This window comes from Cytobacillus praedii, from assembly GCF_001439605.1.
GTDB lineage: Bacteria > Bacillota > Bacilli > Bacillales > Cytobacillaceae > Cytobacillus > Cytobacillus praedii.
Genome location: NZ_LMBX01000005.1, coordinates 57,408 through 79,673, shown reverse-complemented (window position 1 = coordinate 79,673; position 22,266 = coordinate 57,408). Strand labels below are relative to the sequence as shown.

The window sequence follows — 22,266 nt, the reverse complement described above, 5'->3', positions numbered from 1 at the left end:
CACCAATTTTTTCCTTTCCCTAGTCTCATTGCCCCTGAATTTATAGAAAAGGCTCTTTTTCTAACCCTCTATGCCATACCCATTAATAAAATACTCAATCGTTTCATGCTCATCTTCATTTAATTCTCGCTCAACTTGTTCTTTATATGCTTTAACAATAGCCTCATATCTCCCAGTAAATTGTTCAGTTAGCTTAGCGATATTCCTTAACAAATTAGCCTCTTGCTCATATTCTTGCTTTGATACTGGCTTCCAATGCGAAAGTATATAGATATCCGCATCAAATTGATCGATCTCATCTAAAAGCTGTAGTGTTCTCTTCACCGTGTGATTCCTTTTACTAGAATAAAGGTTAGCGTATATTGCATCTGCTAAAAATAATATTTTTTCTTCCTTTACATACACAATTACAGAGTCTTGAGCGTGATCTCCGCCAACATGCTGAAGTTGACAAGTGACTCCGCCAAGGTCAATCTGCATCATTGTTTCGAAAGTTATTTCTGGAAGTGTGATTGTAATATTCCTTTCTCTTCCATACTCTTCTTTAATTGCATTTGCGCAAAATTCTATTTCCACACCAGACTGAACTCGCTCATCCAAGGCAGCATCAGTCCATTCAAACGGGACCTGTTTTTCAAGCTCAGCTTTTGTTTGTCTAGAAGCAACTGAAATCATGTCTAAACCGGATAGCCCAAAAGTATGATCCCAATGCCAATGTGTAAGTACTACTATACTCGGCAGCGGAATATTATTCTTTTCTAACTCACTAAGAAAATATTTCGCATGATCTTCTGAATTTCCAGCATCGATCATTAAGGATCGCTTATCACCTATAACCACTCCCAATATAGGCCGATCTGTTTCTGACACTGGTGTTTGATACCAAAACCGATCACTGATTTTCTCTAATGTTTGCATGTACATTGCTCCTGCCGCATATATTTTTGGCTAGCCTTAATAAATACTTTTTCCATATTAGAATACTAAACTATCAGTCAGCCTGAAAGTAAAAAAATGTCTTTGATTCTCCACGCACATATAAAAAACAGCCAAGAAATTCTTGGCTATTTCCATTGTATCACTTTGAATTCCTTTTACCTGTATTATCATTTGGTGAATCACCGGTTCCATTCTTACTCTTACTATTCGGTGTTCCATATATTTGATTATCTCTAGTCACCTTAGCTCCCTCTAAAAAGTTATCCTTTGATTTCATTCTTCTCAACTCCTAATATGTTTTATATATATCACAAGATGCTAACTTTAATATTATCTGCTGGAAAAATAGGATATATACAAATACTTTTCTAATCCTGTTGTTTGCTTTTTCAAGTACTTTAAGTATAATAAATATATAGAATAATCATATAATAAAAAAGACCGTCAGTGCTGGTTACACTGAACGGTCGATGCAATAGCTAGGTCCTTATAGGGGATCAGCAGGATAAAAAAGTAATCCATCTCTCTTGCCGGGCGAGCTCAAGGGTGGATTACTTTTTTTGTGTTAAAGCAATGATCGATACAATCAAACTTGCAAACGCAATCATGATCATGATTGTCTGAAAGACCGACATAGGCAGCACCCCCTTTCACTAGGGAATGCTAACCACCCTTGAGCTTCCTATCCTATTGCTATTAAAATTATAACACAACAGGAACGTTTGTTCTGTAAGTTGTTAGATTTGTCTAAAAAATAGATATATTTTCTTATATTTGCTATATAAAGCCTTAGGTTTATCCTAGAAGGAACAATATTACCTTTCTTCTCTTTCCCATTTTGCTACTTCTTCCCGAACTATAGGTGCCACTTCTTTCCCTAACAACTCAATTGCCCCCATGACTTCCTCATGCGGCATCGTTCCAACTGGTACATGGAGCATAAAACGAGTAATCCCAACATTCTTTCGTAAATAAATGATTTTTTCTGCAACAGTTTCTGGATCACCGACATATAATGCACCTTCTAAGCTGCGGGCATCATCGAAACTAGAACGAGTATAAGGTCCCCAGCCACGCTCTTTCCCCAATTTATTCATTACATAATGAGTGGAAGGGAAAAATTTATCTGCTGCTGATTCCTTATCTTCAGAAATAAAACCGTGTGAATGAGAAGCGACGGTTAACTTTGATATATCATGTCCAGCATGTGCTGCTGCTCTCTTATATAGCTTTACAAGTGCAGCAAACTGCAGGGGGCGTCCACCTATAATTGCAAGTACGAGCGGAAGACCTAATATCCCAGCGCGAACGACAGATTCCGAATTTCCACCGCTTCCAATCCATACTGGGAGAGGGTCCTGAACTGGGCGTGGATACACGCCCAGATTTTGAATGGCTGGTCGATGTCCCCCTTTCCATGTCACCTTCTCAGCCGCCACAATTTTCAACAATAATTCAAGCTTCTCTTCGAACAACTCGTCATAGTCATTTAAATCATAGCCAAACAATGGAAACGATTCGATAAAGGAACCCCTTCCTGCCATGATTTCTGCACGCCCATTTGAGATCGCATCAACGGTTGCAAAATCCTGAAATACTCTTACTGGATCAGCTGAAGATAAAACGGTTACTGCACTCGTAAGTCTGATCTTCTCTGTTCGTGAAGCAGCCGCAGCTAGGATAACAGCTGGTGATGATGCGGCATAATCAATACGGTGATGTTCACCTACTCCAAACACATCCAAGCCAACCTGATCAGCAAGGACAATCTCTTCCACTACTTCTCGAATACGCTGTGCATGACTAATTACCTTTCCAGTTTTCACATCAGGTGTTGTTTCTACAAATGTGCTTACACCAATTTCCATCTAAATTCCTCCTATTAAATCTATGTACTTTTTTATACCAAAGGTTAGCATACTTAACGGATAAGTCTAGTATAATTAACACATACAAATTGTACTTACTTAATAGTGTTGTTTTAACGTATTTTTCGCAAGAAAAAAGCATTTTAAATGACAAATATTCATTTCTATAATCATAATCGTTAAAATTTACAGAATATATAAAAGGAAGGAAGAATACTATGAACTTTAATTTGAAAGAAGCTATTGAGGTTTTGGAAAGAACCCCACAATCCTTATCGTATTTTTTAACAGGTTTATCAGAAGGATGGCTGCGATGTAATGAGGGCGATGAAACGTGGAATGCTATTGAAGTCGTAGAACATCTTATTGAGGGTGAGAAAAATAATTGGATACAAAGACTGGAATTGATCCTATCAGATGCCAGTAATAAAACCTTCCCTCCATATGATCGGTTTGCACATTTAAATAACGAAATCAACGTTCCCTTAGAACAAAAGCTGCAGGAATTTAGCATATTAAGAGCACAAAATATTTCAAGACTAAAAGAGTTAGTAAACCCTGAACAGCATCTTGAATTATTGGGTACACACCCCGTATTTGGTTCAGTGAAGGTAAGAGAAGTGATATCCACTTGGGTCGCTCATGATTTAACCCATATCGGGCAAATCATTCGAGTGATGGCTAAAAGATATGGAACAGATGTGGGTCCTTGGATTGAATATTTAAGTATATTGAAAAAATAGTGTGAAATGAAAAAGATCAAGCCCCTGGTTAGATTTTACTGGGAGGGGTTGATCTTTTTGGCTGATTCCGAATTGCGTTTATTGAGTTTCATATATCTTCTATCGTATCAAGTTTTTGAAATTTCACATTCATAACTCTCCTAGTGAAATTATTCCTCTTCATACGCCAGAATTAACGCATTCATATTAATTTTTTTCTTCGTTTGAAGGAGTGCTTTCATCACTCTTTCTGTTTTATTTGGATTTGGATCACTCAGCCATTTGTTCAAATTAGAGGGAACGATTTGCCAAGAGACTCCATATTTATCCTTCAGCCAGCCGCACACTTGTGCTTTTTCGTCTCCTCCTACTGAAAGGTTATTCCAATAATAGTCAATTTCTTCCTGCGTATCACAATTAACAATAAAAGAGATCGCTTCATTAAATTTGAAGTGCGGACCGCCATTTAATGCGATGAAAGTTTGTCCTTCTAATTCAAATTCTACAGTCATGGCAGTACCCTCTGTTATTCCACCTATTATATGCCTTTCTTTTCCATAACGGATGATTCTCCCTAATTTTGAATGATTAAAAATAGTAGTATAAAATTCTGCTGCCTCTTCTGCTTGTGTATCAAACCATAGGTTTGCAGAGATTTTTTGGATCTTACGTTCCACAAGTATGTCCCCCAATTAAAAATAATAATAAGTTAAGCAGATAATAACGAATAGATAAGCTAATTTATTATGTTCCGCAAAAAGTTCGGTATAGACGTTCAGATGGTGAAGGAGGTGTGCAATATTCTGCTTGTTTTTCTGTATGTTCGTATGGGTTTGATAAAACTTTAAGAAGCCTTTCCATGACACTGTAATCTCCCTCATTCACTGCGGAAGCAAGTGCTTCCTCCACCCGGTGATTACGTGGAATGACCGCTGGATTAGAATCCCGCATTAACTGGTTTGATGCTTCTTTCGATTCCTGCTGCCTTTGCAGTCTTACCTGCCACAACTCTACCCATTGGCTAAATTCTGCCTTGTTAAATAAGTCTAAATCCTTGTATTTATCAAAGGTTAGTGCACGAAATGTATTTGTATAATCTGCTTGATATTTCTCCATTAATTTTAGAAGTTCTTTAACAAGGGTTTCATCTTGCTCGTCAGCATGGAATATCCCTAGTTTTGCTCTCATCCCTGCTAGCCAGTTTACCTGAAATGATTCTGTAAATTGTGCAATCGCATTCTGAGCCATTTCAAGCGCTTTTTCCTCATTATCATGCAACAGCGGCAATAGGGTTTCTGCGAACCGCGCGAGATTCCATGAAGCGATATACGGCTGGTTGCCATACGCATATCGTCCTCTTGTATCTATTGAACTGAAAACAGTTCCCGGATCATAAGTATCCATGAAAGCACACGGGCCGTAATCAATCGTTTCTCCGCAAATGCTCATATTGTCGGTGTTCATCACCCCATGAATAAAACCTGCTAGCTGCCACTTAGCAATCAGCTTTGCTTGACGATTGATGACTTCTTGAAGAAGAGAAAGGTAACGGTTTTCACTCGAATTCATTTCTGGAAAATGGCGATTGATTGTATAATCTGCAAGAATCTTGAGATTTTCCTCTGAACTTAATTTGGCTGCATATTGAAAAGTCCCAACACGAATATGACTAGCTGCCACCCTAGTCAGTATAGCACCCGGTAAATAGGTTTCGCGGATAATTGACTCCCCAGTTGTAACCACCGCTAAACTGCGGGTAGTTGGAATTCCAAGCCCATGCATTGCCTCACTAATGATGTACTCTCTAAGCATCGGTCCAAGTCCTGCCCTTCCATCCCCTCCTCGGGAATATGGGGTTTTGCCTGAGCCCTTCAGCTGTATATCGAACCGTTCACCTTTAGGAGTTATCTGCTCTCCTACCAGTAAGGCTCGCCCATCTCCTAACATGGTAAAATGCCCAAATTGATGACCTGCATAGGCTTGGGCAAGCGGGAAAGCATTGTCAGGGAATAAATTTCCACCAAACATTGAAACATTTTCTTCCAATTGCAGCTCCTGGATATTAAGTCCAAGTGATTCTGCTAATGAACCATTAAGTATGACAAGCTTTGGTTCGCGAACAGGATTTGGACTCATGCTAGAATAAAATGTTTTCGGCAGCATAGCATAACTGTTATTAAAATTCCAGCTCGTCTCATTTAATTTGTATTGTTCATCCATTGGACCAAGAACACTTCCTCTTTCAATAGTTATTTCTATTTATTATACCCTTCTGTTTAAAAGTTGACCCCTTTCTATATTATAATTAAAGAACTTCAACTAAATAACGCCCTTATCCTATAACTGTTTGGAGTTTCCTTCCATAAGTTTCGTTAATAATTTCTCAAATTTGTTTGCGCTGATAATTTCGTGTGTGATGAACACCCCATTATAAAAAATTCCAAACGTTGTCCATATTGTTGGTGCGTTTTGCGCTTCCTCTCTTGTTCTGATATGGAAAGTTTTAAACAACACATCTTTGCTCTCTGCTACTTTCCTTAAATCATCTATGATACCGACAGCAAATGGACACTGAGCTGTGTAATAAATAGAAATACCTTTATCATCTGATATTGTTTTTACCTGTTTGTTAAAAGCAGGCATTACTGCTTGGTCATTCCATTTCAATGTTACTAATTGAAAATAAGGGTCAGCTTGATCTACTTCCTCAAACCCCATGTATTGAAAAAATTGTTTATCACTCAAATAAGGGTATTTCTTCTGGCCAACGATATGTACAATCCCATCCATTCCGCGATTCCGTGCATCTTCTCTACATTCACTTAACAATTGCTTTGCATACCCATTATTTTTATACCTGCCTGAAATCCACAAGCAGTTAATATACATATAATTTGGTGCTTGTATAGGAACCCACGCCATTTCAGCAGGCAAATATTCTATAAATACTTTTGCGCGTTCATCTAGCCGACTAAATACCAGTCCTTCATCCATTCTCTCTCTTATCCACTTCTTCTTTTCACTTACAGCATTTTCATATTGCTTTGCCCCTAAAGCACAGCAGATATGTTCGGTTTCAATTGTATTTTTAGTTAATTGAATGATTCCCATTTCTTCAAACCTCCCCATTCGAAAAAAGGTTCATACGTTTTCATTGCTTTTCTCAAACATTTTTTCTGATTGCTTCTTAAACAAAATTACTGAATGAGCATCCAAATATAACATTTCTTCAGTCTTTCTCTTTAAAGATCACGTCTTATAACAATTATAACGTGAACATATTATTTCTTATATATAGAAAGTTAAAGTAATCTGTTTGATTAATAAAAAATAAAAAGACCTTCAAGGTCGTTAGAAAACATGAAGGTCTCTGCATACTAAAATTCAATTGAACGATAATCATATGGGTCTATTTTCTTTAACGTAGCAAGCTCCAGATTAGTTGGGGAATCCGTATATTTGATCTCATCATATATCAGCTCAAAGCCTGTATTGTTCTTTACTTCTTCTAAGCTTGATGTCGGATGAATGCTTTCAAGATGCAGTTTTCCTTTTCGATATTCAAAAATACAAAGAGGAGTAACAATTCTCCATAAATTCCCTCTAGTAGTTGTAAAGTCAACCGTCTCTACAAACGTCCTTTTGTCATGCTTGACTCTCCAAATGATTGCTTTTTTGGCCGTAGGAATAAGAACCGCACTGCCTGCTCCACCAGGAAGTCTAACTTTCGGTTTATGATAATCACCAATAACCGATGCATTCACATTCCCATTCACATCGAATTGGATTCCACCAAGGAATGCAACATCTAGCTTACCACGCATTGAAAGGTCAAATACTTCTTCTAATGGAAAATATGCCTCAGCTGTACCCAATAAATCAGCACCTGCAGATGAATAGGATGCTTGTTTGATAGAACTTGGATTTACACCGCCAGGAATGTTTAAATGTACCAAATCCGGTGCATGCATCGATTTGGCTAACTTCATTGCAACCATTGGCAAATGAGAGGAGACTCCGTGAAAGACGGTTTCATTATCTTGAAGCATATTGGAAATACAGCATGTCATGATGTCACTAACCCTATATCCTTCAGTCATCATAGTCGTCTTCCCATCCTTTCTCCTAAGTAATCCTTTGTTTCATACGCTTTCAAGTAATCCCTAATTTCATCCTTACTACTCATTTTTATAAAAGCTGAAACCGATTTATCATCGACTTCATACTTTTTGTAACAAGAGGCAGGAGCTGCACCATTCGGAACTTGAACAATTGAGTGAACCAAAAATCCTGGAATGTCTATTCGTTCCGTATTTAATTTAATCCTGCTCTCTGGAACGATTTGTTCAGTTGTAATGATCACTTTATTTGCAGCTCGGCTTATGAGTATATCTTCAAATTTAGGTCCATAAATAATTGCATTCCCTTTTTCATCACACTCTTGTACATGGATAATCGCTACATCAGGGACAATAGTTTTTACAAGGGTAATTGGTTCTCCGCTAAACGGATCCTCTACAACTACAAAATAATCATTCTTCACTAAGAGATCACCAGCATTTAGCCCCTTCACAGGCATAAAGGGCACATTCATCGAAGCTCCTCGGAGAGCGCAAATGACCGTATAGCAAGCATGTTCATTTCCTTTAATTTTCCCAGATTGTACACCTTGGCGATAATGGTTGGCTAATCCATATTTCGTCTCATAGCTGACAAATCCTGCATCTACAGATTCCACGCAATCCATCGCGCATAATAAATCGATATCCTGTGCTCCCGCTGTTTTCACTAGCTTTAGAGATTTTTTATTTTGCCGGGCTATTTCTCGAACAGCTGCCATTGGTGCACGATGAAGAACATTTCCTCCAAATGAAACGGTATCCCCATCATTAATGAGGTTCACCGCTTCCTTTAAGCTTTTAACCTTTTTCATATTGGCCACCTCCATCTTTCAGGTGTCATTTTAGTCTATTATTAATTTCATAAAGTAATGTATTACTTTACCGCATTACAAGCGATATGAACTGCATCCCATACACCTGCAAATGGAGGCGCATACACTAAATCAGTCATACCTAATTCATCAGCAGTCATTTGATTATGTATAGCAACAGCAAAAATATCGATTCGAAGGACCGCTCCCTTATTTCCTATCGCTTGAGCACCAAGAATCCTTCTTGATCTCTTTTCACAGATTAGCTTAATCCATATCGGGGTTTGATTTGGGTAATAGCCTGGATGGTCAGCACTTTTCACAAATACAGTTGTATAGTCTATCGCTAATTTCTTTGCTTCTTCTTCTGATAGTCCCGTTCGGCCCATTTCTAAGTCACATATTTTGATCGCTGCGCTGCCTAAAGTTCCAACATACTTGTTATGCTGTCCTGCTATATTAGAACCAGCGATCCGTCCACACTTATTGGCATTAGTTCCAAGCGGAATATGTGTATTTTCCTCCATTACCTTATGATAGACCTGTGCACAATCCCCAGCAGAATACACATCTTGCATATTCGTTCTCATCTCTCTATCAATAATGACTGCACCGTTTTCACTTAATGCAATGCCAGAACCTTCTAAAAATTTCGTTGCTGGCTTAACACCTATAGAAAGGAGAACTAGATCAGCCCGATAAGTACCCTTATCTGTTTGTACAGACTCAACTTGTTCAGTACCAATAAAGGCTTCAACTTTTTCCTCGAGATTTAACTTAACCCCATGTTTAACTAACTCGTCTTCTGCAAGATCAGTCAATTCCTTATCAAATGTTTTCAATATCCTGTCTGAAAGCTCGATCACTCTGACTCTTTTTCCCTGTCTAATCATCGCTTCAACAACTTCAATTCCGATATAGCCGCCGCCTACAATTACTACATCTTGAATCTCGGGCTGCTCTGTAATTTCCTTTAAGCGAATGCCATCTTCTAATGTTTTCAGCCCGTATATATTCTTCATACTGACACCTGGAAATGGCGGTACTATAGGGACTGTTCCAGAGGCAATCATCAGTTTGTCATAGGTATCAATAAAAAGCTTGTTCTTGACTAGATCCTTTATCATCACCTGTTTCTTTTCAGGAACAACCTTAACAACCTCGTGCTGAAGAAAAATCTCCATACCCTGTTCCTCAAATTGTTCCTTTGTTCTAGCAATCATTTTTGTATAATCATCGTTTTCTCCTGATACATAATACGGGAGTCCACATGCTCCATACGACAAAAATTTGCCTTTTTCATAAACAACAATTTGCGCATCTTTATTTAATCTTTTTAGTTTAGAAGCAGCAGACATACCCGCTGCTACCCCTCCAATAACTAATAACTTCATATGCTCGCATCTCCTACGGTCAATTTGCACTCACTACGTTACCAAAATGATCGATTTTTTCATCTCTTTGGGTCCGTGTAGGCGAATACGTCGGATCACTAACAGCTAGGACCTTAGTTTAGTATTCATTTTTACGATCTATATTACTCATATTAATGGCCGGCTTCTCATCAATGAGTCCCACAACAAGAGCATCAATAGGCGTATCTTTAATTAAGGCATGTTGAGCAGCTTGGCCTCTAGCAACTAAAACGAGTTCACCTTCACCGGCGCCTAGTTCATCAGCTGCAACAAAGCAGTCATCCTTACTGCCAAAGCAGGGCTGTATAACTAAAAGCTTGAATCCTTGCAAGCTATCATATTTTCTTGTAGAAACGACCCTGCTAATTACTTCGCCGATAATCATCGTTATGAACCTCCATTAATCAGCTATTATTTTTAGCCACTCATTTCCTTTTAAATCAAAAGCATTCGCATCATCCGTATCAATATGCATGTCCAATGCATAACGATCATTCACTCTGATTGTGACCTGCCCCATCACTCCGCCTTTTGCTCCTTCAATAAGGACGGACACCCTTTGCTTGTCCTTTACAGCAAATTCATCCGCATCTTTCGAGGTCATATGGATATGCCGGTCTGCAATAATACATCCTTCTTGAAGGGAGATGGAACCTATTGGCCCAATCAGCGTAATACCGGAAGAGCCTGCAATATTCCCAGAATTTCTTACAGGCGGGGTTACGCCTATTTTTCTTGCATCTGTACGTGATATTTCTACCTGGGTATGTTTTCTTAGTGGACCAAGCACCCGAACATTCTCGATTGTTCCTTTTGGGCCTTTTAAAGTTACTTTTTCATTACATGCATATTGTCCAGGCTGGGATATTTCTTTATATTTCGTTAGTTCATATCCTTTGCCAAATAATAACTCAACATGCTCTTGCTGAAGATGAAGATGTCTTGCCGAAATACTAACCGGCACATGAGTTTTTCTTTCCCTTTTGATCAGTCGATGACTTTCAAGCTCTTTTACTACTAATCTAGTAATGTTCTCTATCAGCTCAGATTGATTCATGTTATTCAACGTTCTTCACCAGCTTACTTTAAAAAAGGCAGTAATTTTTCAACATCTGCATGTGGTCTTGGAATAACATGAACGGCTACCAGTTCACCTACTCTTTGTGCCGCCTCTGCACCAACCTCAGTTGCAGCTTTAACTGCTCCAACTTCACCTTGAACGATAACAGACACTAATCCAGAACCAATTTTTTCACTTCCGACAATTTCTACATTTGCTGCTTTAAGCATGGCATCTGCCGCTTCAATTGCTGCTGTTAAACCTTTTGTTTCAATAATTCCCAAAGATTTGCTCATTTTAAATCCTCCTAAGGTTCGTTTTTTCTATTATTATAAATTTATTTTAAACTTGGCAGTAATTTAGAGACATCCCCATGTGGTCGTGGAATAACATGTACTGCAACAAGTTCTCCAACTCTTCCAGCTGCTTCTGCTCCAACCTCAGTTGCTGCTTTTACAGCACCGACATCACCTTGAATAATAACAGAAACTAGCCCTGAACCAATTTTTTCACTGCCTACAATTTCAACGTTTGCTGCCTTAAGCATGGCATCTGCTGCCTCAATCGCTGCTGTTAAACCTCTTGTTTCAATAATTCCTAAAGATCCATTCATGATAAAATCCTCCAAATCAAATTTTTAATTTTTTTTAGCTGTCTTTTTTTTACCTTTAGAATTTTCTGTTTTTAAAGATTCTAATTCAGTATCCTCAACTGTCATATTTGGTTGTGAAGATACAATGTATTTCATAATTTCTGAATGAGGATTGGAAATGACAAGCGCCATTTTCAAAGGGTTATTTGCTTTATGTTCTGCCGCTTGCTTAGCTGCTTGAACAGCTACATCCACATCAGAAAAACTTCCGCCTACAATCAAAGTAACAAGTCTTCCACCTAAGTAATTTTCACTAGCAAGTAATTCTACATCTGAAGTCTTACACATCTGATCCAACAATTCCATTGCTACAGTAAAATACTGTGTTTCAATTACCCCTAATGCTTCGTAATTTGTCATTCTTTCTCACCTTTTTCTTCGGGATCAAGCAGTCTTTCAAGACCCGGATAAGGTCTCGCAATTACCTTCATCGCAACTACTTTACCATGTCGATGAGCTGTTTCTGCTCCAAGCTCTAATGCTTCCTTTACAGAGGCAAGATCGCCCTTGATAATAATCGTAATTAATCCAGAGCCGGTACGCTTCATATCGTGAAGTTCAACAAAAGCCGATTTAACCATTGCATCTATACAAGCAGCAGCTGTGACAAAGCCAATGACTTCGATTAGACCGAAAGATCGATACATTCCCGTACACCTCTTTACTTGCGTTTTACTTTTCCAATTGTAAGTAACTTCGCTATTTCTTCCATTGAAGAAGGGATTAGATGAGTAAGGATATCTCCTTCACTGATATACTTCCTTGCCTCGTATTCCGCAACCTCTAGTGCAACTTTTACATCGGAGATTTCTCCGCTAAACTTCACTTGGACGACAACCGGAATGGAAGCTTGGTCACCATTTTTGGGATTGTTTACATCAATTCCTTCAATTGTTATATTTGCTGCTTTACACGCTTTGTCCATTGAAGCAAGTGCGATACTATAACCTTGTACCTCTATAAACCCAACTGCTTTTGACAATATGCTCACCTACCCTATGATTCGGAATCCGCCTTCTGCTAGTACACACCTTCTTTGTCTTGTAAATGTCTTTGCGGATGTAATTCCTTCACCCGTAGGACCCGCAATTGTCATGGTTGTGTGTCCCTCTCCACCAAAGCCTACACCTGCCAAGGAAGAAGCATTCTTGACAAATATCGTCGTTTCGATTGCTCTAGCAAACTTCGTTAAATGATCCACATTTTTTGAATGCATAATAGCTGTGTGTCTATTTCCATGTTCCGCCAGAAGAGCCATTTCAATTGCTTCATCAAGATCCCCGACTCTAACGATAGGAAAGACTGGCATCATTTGTTCGAGCTGTACAAACGGATGATCAAAATCCACTTCACAAATTAATAGTTTAATATTTTCTTCGCAGGCTACTCCAATTTGTCGAAGAAAAGAGGCTGCATCCTTGCCTACCCAATCTTTCGAAACATGGTATTCTCGTTTATTATCAAGCGAACATCCACCCGCTTCTTGATGAACATTTTCTTCAAGTGCAAAACTCATTAATTTTGATAACTGCTGCTGATCAAGCATGTATGCGCCTTCATTTAACATTTGAAAAATTAAATCATCTGCTACGGAGTCAATAACAAACAATTCTTTTTCAGCAATACATAAAAGGTTGTTATCAAATGATGCACCTTCGATTATACTCTTGGCAGCTTGCTTTAAATCAGCTGTTTCATCCACAATTACTGGTGGATTTCCAGCTCCAGCACCAATTGCCTTCTTACCTGACTTTAATAAAGTCTTGACCATTCCTGGTCCGCCAGTGCCAACTAATAATTTAACTTTTGGACTTTCTATGATTCTATTGAGAGTTTCTAATGTTGGGTCTTTAACCATTGATACAAGATTCTTTGGACCACCAGCATCTTGTATCGCTTGATTAATTAGGTTAACTACAAATGCACAGGATGCTTTAGATGACGGATGAACGTTTAATACAACTGCATTGCCTGCTGCTAATAAACTAATAGAATTATTAATGATTGTCTCAGTTGGATTCGTAACTGGTGTTACAGCTCCTACCAATCCAAATGGGGCTTGTTCTACAATTGTTAAGCCCTCATCTCCTGAAAAAGCAGCTGTCGTTATGTCTTCAGTGCCTGGTGTCTTGCTGGCAACAAGTTCATGCTTCGCAATTTTATCTTCGTAACGGCCTAGTTTCGTTTCTTCGAAAACCATTTGGGCTAGTTTTTCCTTATTCTCAATAACTGCTTCTCTAATGGCAGCGATTATTTTTTCTCTATCTTTTAATTGGAAATGTTTAACATAATTCAGTTGCGCTATGTAACCTGCTTCGATTGCATCCTCTATACGGACAAAAACACCATTAGCACCTGGTTCATTAACCTGATGTGACAGTTCTGCCGTGTTTATTTGTTGTGATAATGGCAGAACTCTCTTCATCTTTAAAGGTTTCGGTGGATTTGTATTGTCATTCGAATGAAGTACTTGATGTCCTGAATTCTGTTCGGAAACTGCTTCTATATTTTGCAGAACAGATTGGATAATTTTCTGAATATCCTGCTCCGACATATTTACTCCCATAGTTCCTCCTCCTCATCCTATTTCATATAATTATTTAGTATTTCTTCAGTTACCTTTCGTACAATGCTCTCTATTACTGCATCATTATTGTTTACCGGCTCAGATTGTTGTATTTCTACTTCACATTGTGGGACCCCGCCAGTTTTTATACCCATTGATTCTCGAATGTTTATTAAATCTGAAATTTGTGAACAACTTAATTCATTCGCTTTATTGATAATATTATTAGAATACATAAGCATTAGAGCGTAGTGCTCAAGAGATTCCATGCGGTAATAAGCTTGAATTAAATCCGCACCCCAAGTAAGTGCCCCGTGATTGGCTAATAGCACTGCATTATAATCCTTGCAATAAGGTGCAATTGAATCAGGAACTTCTTGTGTGCCAGGAGTTGCATACGGTGCAACAGGCACAGTTCCTAGAAGAACAACAGCTTCTGGGGATACCGGTTTATCAAGATTGATCCCAGCAATTGCAAATGATGTCGCTACTGGCGGATGGGCATGAACAACCGCATTCACCTCTGGATTCTCATTGTATACTCTTAAGTGCATTTTTACTTCTGAAGAAGGCTTCATTTTCCCAGCAATAACCTTTCCAGAAAGGTCCATCTTCACCATCATATCTGGCGTCATGAACCCTTTGCTAACTCCTGTAGGAGTAGTCCAAATTGTATTTGGACCTACCTTAACAGATATGTTCCCGTCGTTAGCCGCTACAAAATTCTTATTATATATTCTTCTGCCAATCTCACAAATTAGCTTTTTCGCTTCAAAATCTGAATAGTATTTTTGTTTATCTATCATACAATACAACTCCTTAATCTTACATACGGTCTATTTCATCATTCACCTAATCCGTTTAGGTACGTTTAAGAGCTCTAGAAACAGTCATATTATGTTCTTTTACTACTTATAATTTTCTTACTAATTTGTGGTTTTGTCAAATGTTATTTTGGTTTTATAGTTATTTCTTGTTGTATTTTATTGTAGTTAAACAAGAAACCAAATTACACCTGCAATAAGTACTTTTTTCATTAGCTTTTAGCTGAAAATAATCCTTTATTTTCTTGGAGTGAACTTATTAAATACCACATAATATGGTATAATTTTTTTACAAACAAATAAAATTTAAGGAGAAAATCATGCTTCCTATCGCACGAAAGAAAAAAATAAAAGAAATCATTCTAGAAAAAAAGAGCGTGACTGTTGCTGATCTTACAAGTCAGTTTAATGTGACGGAAGAGACGATTCGCAGGGACTTGAAGCAACTCGAGGAAGAAGGAGTTTTAAACCGAACTTATGGTGGAGCATACATATCCGAAGGTGTTCAAAACGACGTCAATGTTAATTTAAGAGAACATATCCATGTGGAAGGAAAAAAGAAAATTGCAGCAAAATGTATTTCTGCTATTAAAAATGGCGATTCGATTTTCTTAGACGCCTCTACAACATCTTTAGTCATTGCTAGTATGCTTGAAGACAAAAAATTAACGGTTGTGACGAATTCACTTAAAGTGATCAACTCACTTGTCGAAAAGCCGAATATTAATATCGTTGTCATCGGGGGAACTTTATCTCCTACCTCCCTATCTAATACAGGTAGAAGCTCAGAATACACATTAAATCATTACTTCTTTGATACAGCCTTCATTTCGTGCCGCTCTGTTAGTATGCAACACGGCATAACAGATTCAAACGAGCAACAAGCTGGGATTCGAAAACTAGCTGCTGAACACGCAAACAACGTTTACCTTATTGCTGATTACACAAAATTTGATAAAACATCCTTTGCAAGAATATGTGACTTTGACAAAATTAATCATGTTGTAGTAGATAAAACACTTTCTTCAGAATGGAAGCAATTCTTAAAAGAACAGAATGTTGCTCTTCATGAATGTGAATAATATTAAACTAAAAGGGCTGAGGTAATTACCTCAGCCCTTTTGCTTATTACTTTGTATTTTTGAACATTTTCGGTAGAGACTCATTAAACGGCGCATATGCAATGCCGTTCTCAGTAATAATTCCTGTAATTAAAGAATGATCTGTTACATCAAAACAAGGATTATACGTCTTCACATCTTTAGGCGCCATTGGTTTTTCATACCATTTACTTGTAATTTCCTCGGAAGGCCTTAACTCAATATGTATATCATCACCTGTTTTGCATTCTAAGTCCACAGTAGAAAGCGGTGCACATACATAGAATGGTATATTATAATGCTTAGCTAAAATAGCCACACCAGAAGTCCCAATTTTATTCGCTGTATCTCCATTTTCAGCTACTCGATCACAGCCAACAAGAACAGCTTGAATTTTCCCTTCCTTCATTACAATTGAAGCCATATTATCACAAATTAATGTTACATCTACTCCTGCTTGCTCCAGTTCCCAAGCTGTTAGTCGAGCACCTTGAAGCAATGGCCTAGTCTCATCAGCATATACCTTAAAGTCATAGCCTTTTTCTTGTCCCAAATAAATCGGGGCCAAAGCAGTACCGTATTTGGCTGTTGCAATTGTACCAGCGTTACAATGAGTGAGGATCCCCCAGCCTGGCTCTAACAATGAAAGGGCATACTGACCAATCGATTCACAAATTTTTTCATCTTCTGCTCGAATTAATTCAGCTTCTTCCTTTAAAGCTGCCTTTACTTCAGAAACACTTTTCCCTGCCTCTTCTTTAAATCTATTATCCATTCGATTTAATGCCCAGAAAAGGTTAACAGCAGTCGGCCTTGAGGAAGCTAAGTATTCTTTCACCTTTAAAAAATCACTATAAAGCTCCTCGTATGTGTCTGCTGTTGATTTCTTCGTACCTAGGTAGACACCGTATCCTGCTGCAATTCCAATTGCAGGTGCTCCTCTTACCTTTAATTGATAGATTGCATCCCAAACATCTTCCATTTCTTTCAATTCAAGAAATACCGTTTCATTTGGCAATACTGTTTGGTCTAAAAGAATTAATGTACTGTTTTCATCATCTAATTTAACAGATTGTATTACTTCTACTGGATTTCCCACTTATTCCGCCTCCTTTAGAAGCTGTTCTTCGGCTGATTGAATGACATCAATAAAGTCAGCACCTGTTTTCATATTTTCCCTGCTAAGTATAAAGGTTTTTCCAATTGTCAAACATATTTTCTCTGCACGCACTCGAGCCTCTGCATTTGAAATAGACGTAATGTCTTTTACATGTGCTAACCCTACTATTCTTCTAATAAGTTCATGACCAGCAACTGCAGCAGTATCTCTAATAACATTGCCTAGATAATATTCTTTAAATCCAGCATACTTCGCAACAGATTCTGTTACATGTTTATCCCAAGTTCTGATGAATTTCTCATTAAATAAATCGATTACATCCTTGATTGTATTCCCTAGATAATCAAGATAATCTTTTCGCTTTAATTCATCTTCTATTGTAAAGTTTGCATTCGCATATGCAAATATCAGATTTGCAATGACATTTCCGATATCATAGCCTGCCGGTCCGTAAAATGCAAACTCTGGATCAAAAACTTTAGTAGAGTCTTCTTTTATGAATATGGACCCCGTATGTAAATCACCATGTACTAAGGATTGTGCATTCGTCATAAATTCAAATTTTAATTTAGCTGTCTCGAGTAACAATGCATCATCGTTCCAAATTGTATTTTGTACAAATTCCCTTGTCCCTGGAAAAACATCATTACGCGGGCAGTCATAAAATGGTTCAGAATATACAAGATCCTCAGAAATTTCACAAAGCTCAGGGTTAATAAAGCTCTTAACTAAAGCTTTCTTTTCCTTATGTTCCAAAACAACATCAGAAGTTAATAATAACGTATTGACTAGAAACGTAGAAATATGTTCTGCAAAAAGCGGAAATTTCTTATGCGCAATTAGAGCTGCACGCATCATTTCATGATCAGACAAATCTTCCATCGCACAGCAATTCATAATTGGATCATATTTATATATTTCTGGTACAAAACCTGGAGCTAATTTATATTGCAATTGTAAGATTTCACTTTCAATTCTATTCCGATCTGGAGATAATTTAAATTCATCAGAAATACGAGCAACTGGACCAGCTTGTTTAATGATTACTGACTGGTTTGTTTTTGAATCAACTACTTTAAAAACATAATTTAAATTCCCGTCCCCGATTTCCTTACATTGAAGCTTTGCATCCTTATCAAAGAGATCTAGGTGAGCTTTTGCATAATCTATCGCATCTTCTTCAGTCATCGTAAAATATTCTTTCGTAAAATCCTTCATTATTAATCCCTCCACCTTATTTTTGTCGATAATAAGTCAATGCCAGTGCAAGTGCTAAGACTGTTCCCTTAACAATATCCATGGCATAGTACGGTACGGACATCATGACTAATCCATTCGATAATATTCCGATTAAAACTGCACCTACAAAAGTACCAAAAGCATTCGGTTTTCCAGCACCTAAAACAGATAGACCTATAAATGCCGCAGCTACTGCATCCATTAGGTAAGGAGCACCAGAGTTAATTTCAGCTGTCATGACACGAGAGGCAAGAACAATCCCACCAATTGCTGCGAAGGTTGCAGACAATAAGTAAGCAAGCACTTTGTATTTATTAACAGGAATACCGGATAGTCTAGCAGCTTCCTTATTTCCACCAATCACATACATATAACGGCCATGCTTTGTATAATTTAAAAAGATATGAACAAGAGCTACTACTACAACCATGATAATAATTATCCATGGCACCTGACCAATTTTTGCAAAAAACGGCGGAATCACACCTGTTGAGAAACTTCCATCAGGCATGATCATATTTTGTGAAACAGTTGCCCCTTTCGTATATGTAAGAGCAATCCCTTGAATAATAAACATTGTAGCAAGCGTCATAAGCATATCTGGAATTTTCACTTTAACGATCATAAATGAGTTAAAAGCTCCTACAAGAAGCGCCGCTCCAATAGCCGCAAGAATGGCAATAAATATATTTTGGGAAAACCACACAAACATAGAAACTACAACCGCATTTGAAAGAGAAACAGTAGAACCAACTGATAAATCAAATCCATCTACTGAAAGTGAAATAGTAATTCCTATAGCTATAATGGTAACAATGGAAATAGACCTTAAAATATTGACAATGTTTGACCCTTGAATAAAACTTGGATTTGCAATCGCAAAGATAGCTATTAAAACAAAAATTGTAATAATCGTTCCATATTTATATAAGAACTCAAATAGTTCAAACCCTTTTTTTGCGGGCTTAGTGTTTGGAACAGGATTTGCCGTGTTCATCCTCATTTACCTCCTGTTGAATAGAATAATAATTCTTCTTCATTTGTTGCTTTTGTTTCAAGCTCTTTTGCCACTTCCCCGTCATACACAACATACACACGGTCTGTTATTCCGAGAATCTCTGAGAGTTCACAAGATGCGTAAATGATAGACTTTCCACGCTTTGCTAAACCAGAAATCAATTCGAAGATATCTTTCTTTGCCCCTACGTCTACACCTTTTGTAGGTTCATCAAAAATGTACACCTCAGCATCCGAAATCAGCCATTTTCCAATAGCAACTTTTTGTTGATTTCCCCCTGAAAGATTTTGCACTTTCGCTTCTTCTGATGGTGTCTTTATTCCTAAGTCTTTTATCATTTCTATTGAGATTTTCTTTTCTTCCTTTGTATTTACAAAACTGAGAAACTTCGAGAATTTACTCAGACTAGCTGATGTAAGATTTGTAGAAACAGATTCTTGAACGAGTATCCCTTCTTTTCTCCGCTCTTCTGGCACGAGTGCAATTCCTTTTCTTACAGCATCACTTGGATCTTTTATTTTTACACTTTTTCCTTTAATTTTAATATCACCTTTAGTTACCTTAGAGGCACCAAATAACGCTTTACATATCTCTGTTTTTCCAGCCCCAACTAAACCGGCAATTCCAACGATTTCCCCTTCATTTACATGCATACTAAAATTTTTCACTAATCCTATATCATGAAGCCCTTCAACAGAAAGGACAGTTTCTCCGATTTCAACGTGGTACTTCGGAAATTGTTCTTCAAGCTTTTCACCAAGCATATACTCCACGATTCTGTTTTGATTTGTGTCAGCTATCGTTTCCTTTATGACAAATTCGCCGTTTTTCATAACGGTAATCTCTTCGCAAATTTCAAATAACTCCGGTAATCGGTGAGAAATAAAGATTATTCCTACATCTTCTTTTACCAGCTCACGAACGATTCTAAATAGTTCAGTCGTTTCAGAGTGACTAAGAGGTGCAGTTGGTTCATCCAAAATCAAAAATTTACATTGCTTAGAGATGGATCTAGCAATAAGAACCATTTGTTTTTGAGCTAAAGTTAATTCACTTACAAGGGTTTTCGAAGAGATATTCACATTCATTCGAGTAAGTATTTCTGTAGCTTTTTTGTGTATTTTATTCCATTTAACAAACTGTCTTTTCCCCATATCATTAACAGTTTCATTTAACATAATATTTTCCCCAACTGTTAAATACGGGATTAACGCTGTATCTACTTCTTGATAAACAATCTGAATCCCATTCTCCTGGGCATCCTTCGGTGTTCGAATGTCGACTTTCTTTCCATCAATATAGATTTCACCAGTATAGTGTCCGTAGGCTCCGGAAAGAACTTTCATTAATGTTGATTTACCAGCCCCATTCGCACCGATCAAAGCATGAGTCATTCCCGTATTAGTAGAAAAATAGACTTCATTAAGCGCTTTTACCCCAGGGAACTCTATAGATATATTTTTCATTTCTAATAATATTGTCACGCACATAAGCCTCCTTCTATTTCAATCAGTATTCTCAACAATTTAAGGCCTATAATGGTTTTGAAACCTTATACCAGCTGCTTAACTCTGATATAAGGTTTCAATTTTAATTATTTATAGTATTCTTTTAAAGTCTTCATCCAATCTTCTTCAAATGCTGTTGAAACTCCCCATCCCTCAACTACTTCAGCAAGGTTTACCATATTAACAGGAGAAGTTGATTTTTGAAGTGCTTCTTGTGAAATTAAAGATGCCTCTAAATCGAATGTCGCAGGAGTTTCCTCACCAGCAATTTTCTTAGCAAGAATTCTCATATTTACTGATCCAATTAGTTTTGGATCAACAGCCGCAGTATATTTCCAAGGGCTTTTTTCTTCTTGCATAATTTGAAGGTCTGCATTTGACACATCAATACCATAAAGGGCAATTTCATCTCTTCCTGCCTCTTTAATTGCACGAGCAGCGCCAATTGCAAATGCATCCCATGTAGCAAAAATTGCATCAATTTCGCCTTTCTTATGTTTGTTTAACATAGCAGCCACGGCGTTTTGTGTTTGAACAGATGTATCAGCTGCAGCTACACCAAATCTTTCAATTTCTTTAATACCTGGGTTACTTTTTAATATTTCTTGATAAACTGCATTACGTCTGACCATAGGCGGGAAACCGTCTACCCATAAATAAACAATATTTGCTTCCCCATTTGTATCCTTAATTAATTGGTCTAATGATAATGTAGCCAATGCTTCATCATCCTGTGAAGTTAATGTCACTCCATTTATTGAGGCAATATCACCATTAGAATCAAATGTAACTACACTTTTTCCAGCTTCTACAATCTTCTTTACATCTTCTACTGTAGCCGCATCATCACCATGCGAGATAATAAATCCATCAAAATCCTCTTGTAATGCTTGAGCAATCGCATCATGGAATTTCGCGGTGTCACCGTTAGCTGTAAAAACATCCACTTTAAATCCTAGTGCTTCCCCTTCTTCCTTTGCTCCAGCTAAGAATTGGGCAGTATGATCGTCTCCGCCAATTTTTCTTACTACTTTAATTTTTACTTCTTTGCCATCTTTAAAGCGATCAGGAACATTTTCAAGTGAAACATTCTTGTTACCTTCTTTAGGCTTAGAGCTTTCTTCACCCGAAGCACAGCCCGTTAAAAGAAGTGAAACAGCGAGCAATAGGACTAATGCACTTTTTAAAAAGTTTTTCATTCTATATTTCTCCTTCTTTAATAGTATGTCCATCCTCCTTATTTTCAGATAGAATAATAGGCGGATAGAAGTTGTATAGCGCTTTCATTTCTAAATTAACTAA

26 protein-coding genes are annotated in these 22,266 nt (G+C 37.6%); 2 read left to right on the top strand and 24 right to left on the bottom strand.

Annotated elements, in window-relative coordinates:
- Positions 1–60: 60 nt before the first annotated feature.
- The 4 genes from ASU02_RS07215 to ASU02_RS07210 all read right to left on the bottom strand — a co-directional run bounded on the left by ASU02_RS07215 (position 61) and on the right by ASU02_RS07210 (position 2,807).
- On the bottom strand, positions 61–918 hold the full coding sequence (locus ASU02_RS07215) for an MBL fold metallo-hydrolase (RefSeq protein WP_057762463.1): 858 nt from the start codon (positions 916–918) through the stop codon (positions 61–63).
- 160 nt (positions 919–1,078) lie between these two features.
- Positions 1,079–1,216 carry a hypothetical protein gene (locus tag ASU02_RS26630; protein ID WP_198317417.1) on the bottom strand — a complete coding sequence of 46 codons (138 nt, stop codon included), beginning with the start codon at positions 1,214–1,216 and terminating at the stop codon, positions 1,079–1,081.
- A gap of 274 nt (positions 1,217–1,490) precedes the next feature.
- Positions 1,491–1,574 (bottom strand): putative holin-like toxin, encoded by an 84-nt coding sequence (locus ASU02_RS27355; protein WP_408607259.1) that lies wholly within the window; start codon positions 1,572–1,574, stop codon positions 1,491–1,493.
- Between the two features lie 180 nt (positions 1,575–1,754).
- Complete coding sequence (locus tag ASU02_RS07210) at positions 1,755–2,807, bottom strand: LLM class flavin-dependent oxidoreductase (RefSeq protein WP_057762461.1); 1,053 nt, start codon at positions 2,805–2,807, stop codon at positions 1,755–1,757.
- A gap of 218 nt (positions 2,808–3,025) precedes the next feature.
- Here ASU02_RS07210 and ASU02_RS07205 point away from each other — a divergent pair, with 218 nt between their 5' ends.
- Positions 3,026–3,550: a DinB family protein gene (locus ASU02_RS07205; RefSeq protein ID WP_057762459.1), complete on the top strand. Its 525-nt coding sequence runs from the start codon at positions 3,026–3,028 to the stop codon at positions 3,548–3,550.
- A 149-nt stretch (positions 3,551–3,699) separates the two neighbouring features.
- Here ASU02_RS07205 and ASU02_RS07200 read toward each other — a convergent pair whose 3' ends face one another.
- From ASU02_RS07200 to ASU02_RS07130, 15 genes are all read right to left on the bottom strand, one after another.
- Positions 3,700–4,206 (bottom strand): VOC family protein, encoded by a 507-nt coding sequence (locus tag ASU02_RS07200; protein WP_057762457.1) that lies wholly within the window; start codon positions 4,204–4,206, stop codon positions 3,700–3,702.
- Between the two features lie 67 nt (positions 4,207–4,273).
- A complete protein-coding gene (locus ASU02_RS07195) occupies positions 4,274–5,749 on the bottom strand; it encodes a protein adenylyltransferase SelO (protein WP_057762454.1) in 1,476 nt (491 codons plus the stop codon).
- Positions 5,750–5,866: 117 nt separating this feature from the next.
- Complete coding sequence (locus tag ASU02_RS07190) at positions 5,867–6,640, bottom strand: N-acetyltransferase (RefSeq protein WP_057762452.1); 774 nt, start codon at positions 6,638–6,640, stop codon at positions 5,867–5,869.
- 266 nt (positions 6,641–6,906) lie between these two features.
- Positions 6,907–7,629 (bottom strand): CoA-transferase subunit beta, encoded by a 723-nt coding sequence (locus tag ASU02_RS07185; protein WP_198317416.1) that lies wholly within the window; start codon positions 7,627–7,629, stop codon positions 6,907–6,909.
- A complete protein-coding gene (locus tag ASU02_RS07180) occupies positions 7,629–8,462 on the bottom strand; it encodes a CoA transferase subunit A (protein WP_057762448.1) in 834 nt (277 codons plus the stop codon). Before ASU02_RS07180 ends, ASU02_RS07185 begins: the two co-directional genes overlap by 1 nt.
- Positions 8,463–8,524: 62 nt before the next feature.
- Positions 8,525–9,856, bottom strand: coding sequence for a CoA-disulfide reductase (locus ASU02_RS07175; protein ID WP_057762446.1), 1,332 nt, complete (start codon positions 9,854–9,856; stop codon positions 8,525–8,527).
- A gap of 118 nt (positions 9,857–9,974) precedes the next feature.
- On the bottom strand, positions 9,975–10,262 hold the full coding sequence (locus tag ASU02_RS07170) for a EutN/CcmL family microcompartment protein (RefSeq protein ID WP_057762444.1): 288 nt from the start codon (positions 10,260–10,262) through the stop codon (positions 9,975–9,977).
- Between the two features lie 15 nt (positions 10,263–10,277).
- Positions 10,278–10,934, bottom strand: coding sequence for a phosphate propanoyltransferase (pduL, locus tag ASU02_RS07165; protein WP_082631730.1), 657 nt, complete (start codon positions 10,932–10,934; stop codon positions 10,278–10,280).
- Between the two features lie 23 nt (positions 10,935–10,957).
- Positions 10,958–11,233 (bottom strand): BMC domain-containing protein, encoded by a 276-nt coding sequence (locus tag ASU02_RS07160; RefSeq protein WP_053476390.1) that lies wholly within the window; start codon positions 11,231–11,233, stop codon positions 10,958–10,960.
- Between the two features lie 41 nt (positions 11,234–11,274).
- Positions 11,275–11,550, bottom strand: coding sequence for a BMC domain-containing protein (locus tag ASU02_RS07155; protein ID WP_053476391.1), 276 nt, complete (start codon positions 11,548–11,550; stop codon positions 11,275–11,277).
- Positions 11,551–11,574: 24 nt separating this feature from the next.
- Positions 11,575–11,949, bottom strand: a complete 375-nt coding sequence (locus ASU02_RS07150; RefSeq protein WP_082631720.1) for a BMC domain-containing protein — start codon at positions 11,947–11,949, stop codon at positions 11,575–11,577.
- Positions 11,946–12,236 (bottom strand): BMC domain-containing protein, encoded by a 291-nt coding sequence (locus ASU02_RS07145; RefSeq protein WP_057762442.1) that lies wholly within the window; start codon positions 12,234–12,236, stop codon positions 11,946–11,948. Before ASU02_RS07145 ends, ASU02_RS07150 begins: the two co-directional genes overlap by 4 nt.
- Before the next feature lie 14 nt (positions 12,237–12,250).
- Positions 12,251–12,580 (bottom strand): BMC domain-containing protein, encoded by a 330-nt coding sequence (locus ASU02_RS07140; protein ID WP_232426184.1) that lies wholly within the window; start codon positions 12,578–12,580, stop codon positions 12,251–12,253.
- Positions 12,581–14,155 (bottom strand): aldehyde dehydrogenase family protein, encoded by a 1,575-nt coding sequence (locus ASU02_RS07135; protein WP_057762439.1) that lies wholly within the window; start codon positions 14,153–14,155, stop codon positions 12,581–12,583.
- 17 nt (positions 14,156–14,172) lie between these two features.
- Positions 14,173–14,961: a class II aldolase/adducin family protein gene (locus ASU02_RS07130; protein ID WP_057762437.1), complete on the bottom strand. Its 789-nt coding sequence runs from the start codon at positions 14,959–14,961 to the stop codon at positions 14,173–14,175.
- A 338-nt stretch (positions 14,962–15,299) separates the two neighbouring features.
- Between ASU02_RS07130 and ASU02_RS07125 the strand changes: the two genes are divergently transcribed.
- Entirely contained in the window at positions 15,300–16,061 is a 762-nt protein-coding gene (locus tag ASU02_RS07125; RefSeq protein WP_057762435.1) for a DeoR/GlpR family DNA-binding transcription regulator, read from the top strand.
- Between the two features lie 46 nt (positions 16,062–16,107).
- On the opposite strand, the gene mtnA is transcribed toward ASU02_RS07125, so the two are convergent.
- The 5 genes from mtnA to ASU02_RS07100 all read right to left on the bottom strand — a co-directional run bounded on the left by mtnA (position 16,108) and on the right by ASU02_RS07100 (position 22,163).
- Positions 16,108–17,178, bottom strand: coding sequence for an S-methyl-5-thioribose-1-phosphate isomerase (gene mtnA, locus ASU02_RS07120; RefSeq protein ID WP_057762433.1), 1,071 nt, complete (start codon positions 17,176–17,178; stop codon positions 16,108–16,110).
- Positions 17,179–18,417: an S-methyl-5-thioribose kinase gene (mtnK, locus tag ASU02_RS07115; protein WP_057762431.1), complete on the bottom strand. Its 1,239-nt coding sequence runs from the start codon at positions 18,415–18,417 to the stop codon at positions 17,179–17,181.
- Between the two features lie 16 nt (positions 18,418–18,433).
- Positions 18,434–19,435 carry an ABC transporter permease gene (locus tag ASU02_RS07110; protein ID WP_057762429.1) on the bottom strand — a complete coding sequence of 334 codons (1,002 nt, stop codon included), beginning with the start codon at positions 19,433–19,435 and terminating at the stop codon, positions 18,434–18,436.
- A 2-nt stretch (positions 19,436–19,437) separates the two neighbouring features.
- A complete protein-coding gene (locus ASU02_RS07105; protein ID WP_057762427.1) occupies positions 19,438–20,946 on the bottom strand; it encodes a sugar ABC transporter ATP-binding protein in 1,509 nt (502 codons plus the stop codon).
- Positions 20,947–21,050: 104 nt separating this feature from the next.
- A complete protein-coding gene (locus ASU02_RS07100) occupies positions 21,051–22,163 on the bottom strand; it encodes a sugar ABC transporter substrate-binding protein (RefSeq protein WP_057762425.1) in 1,113 nt (370 codons plus the stop codon).
- Positions 22,164–22,266: the final 103 nt, after the last annotated feature.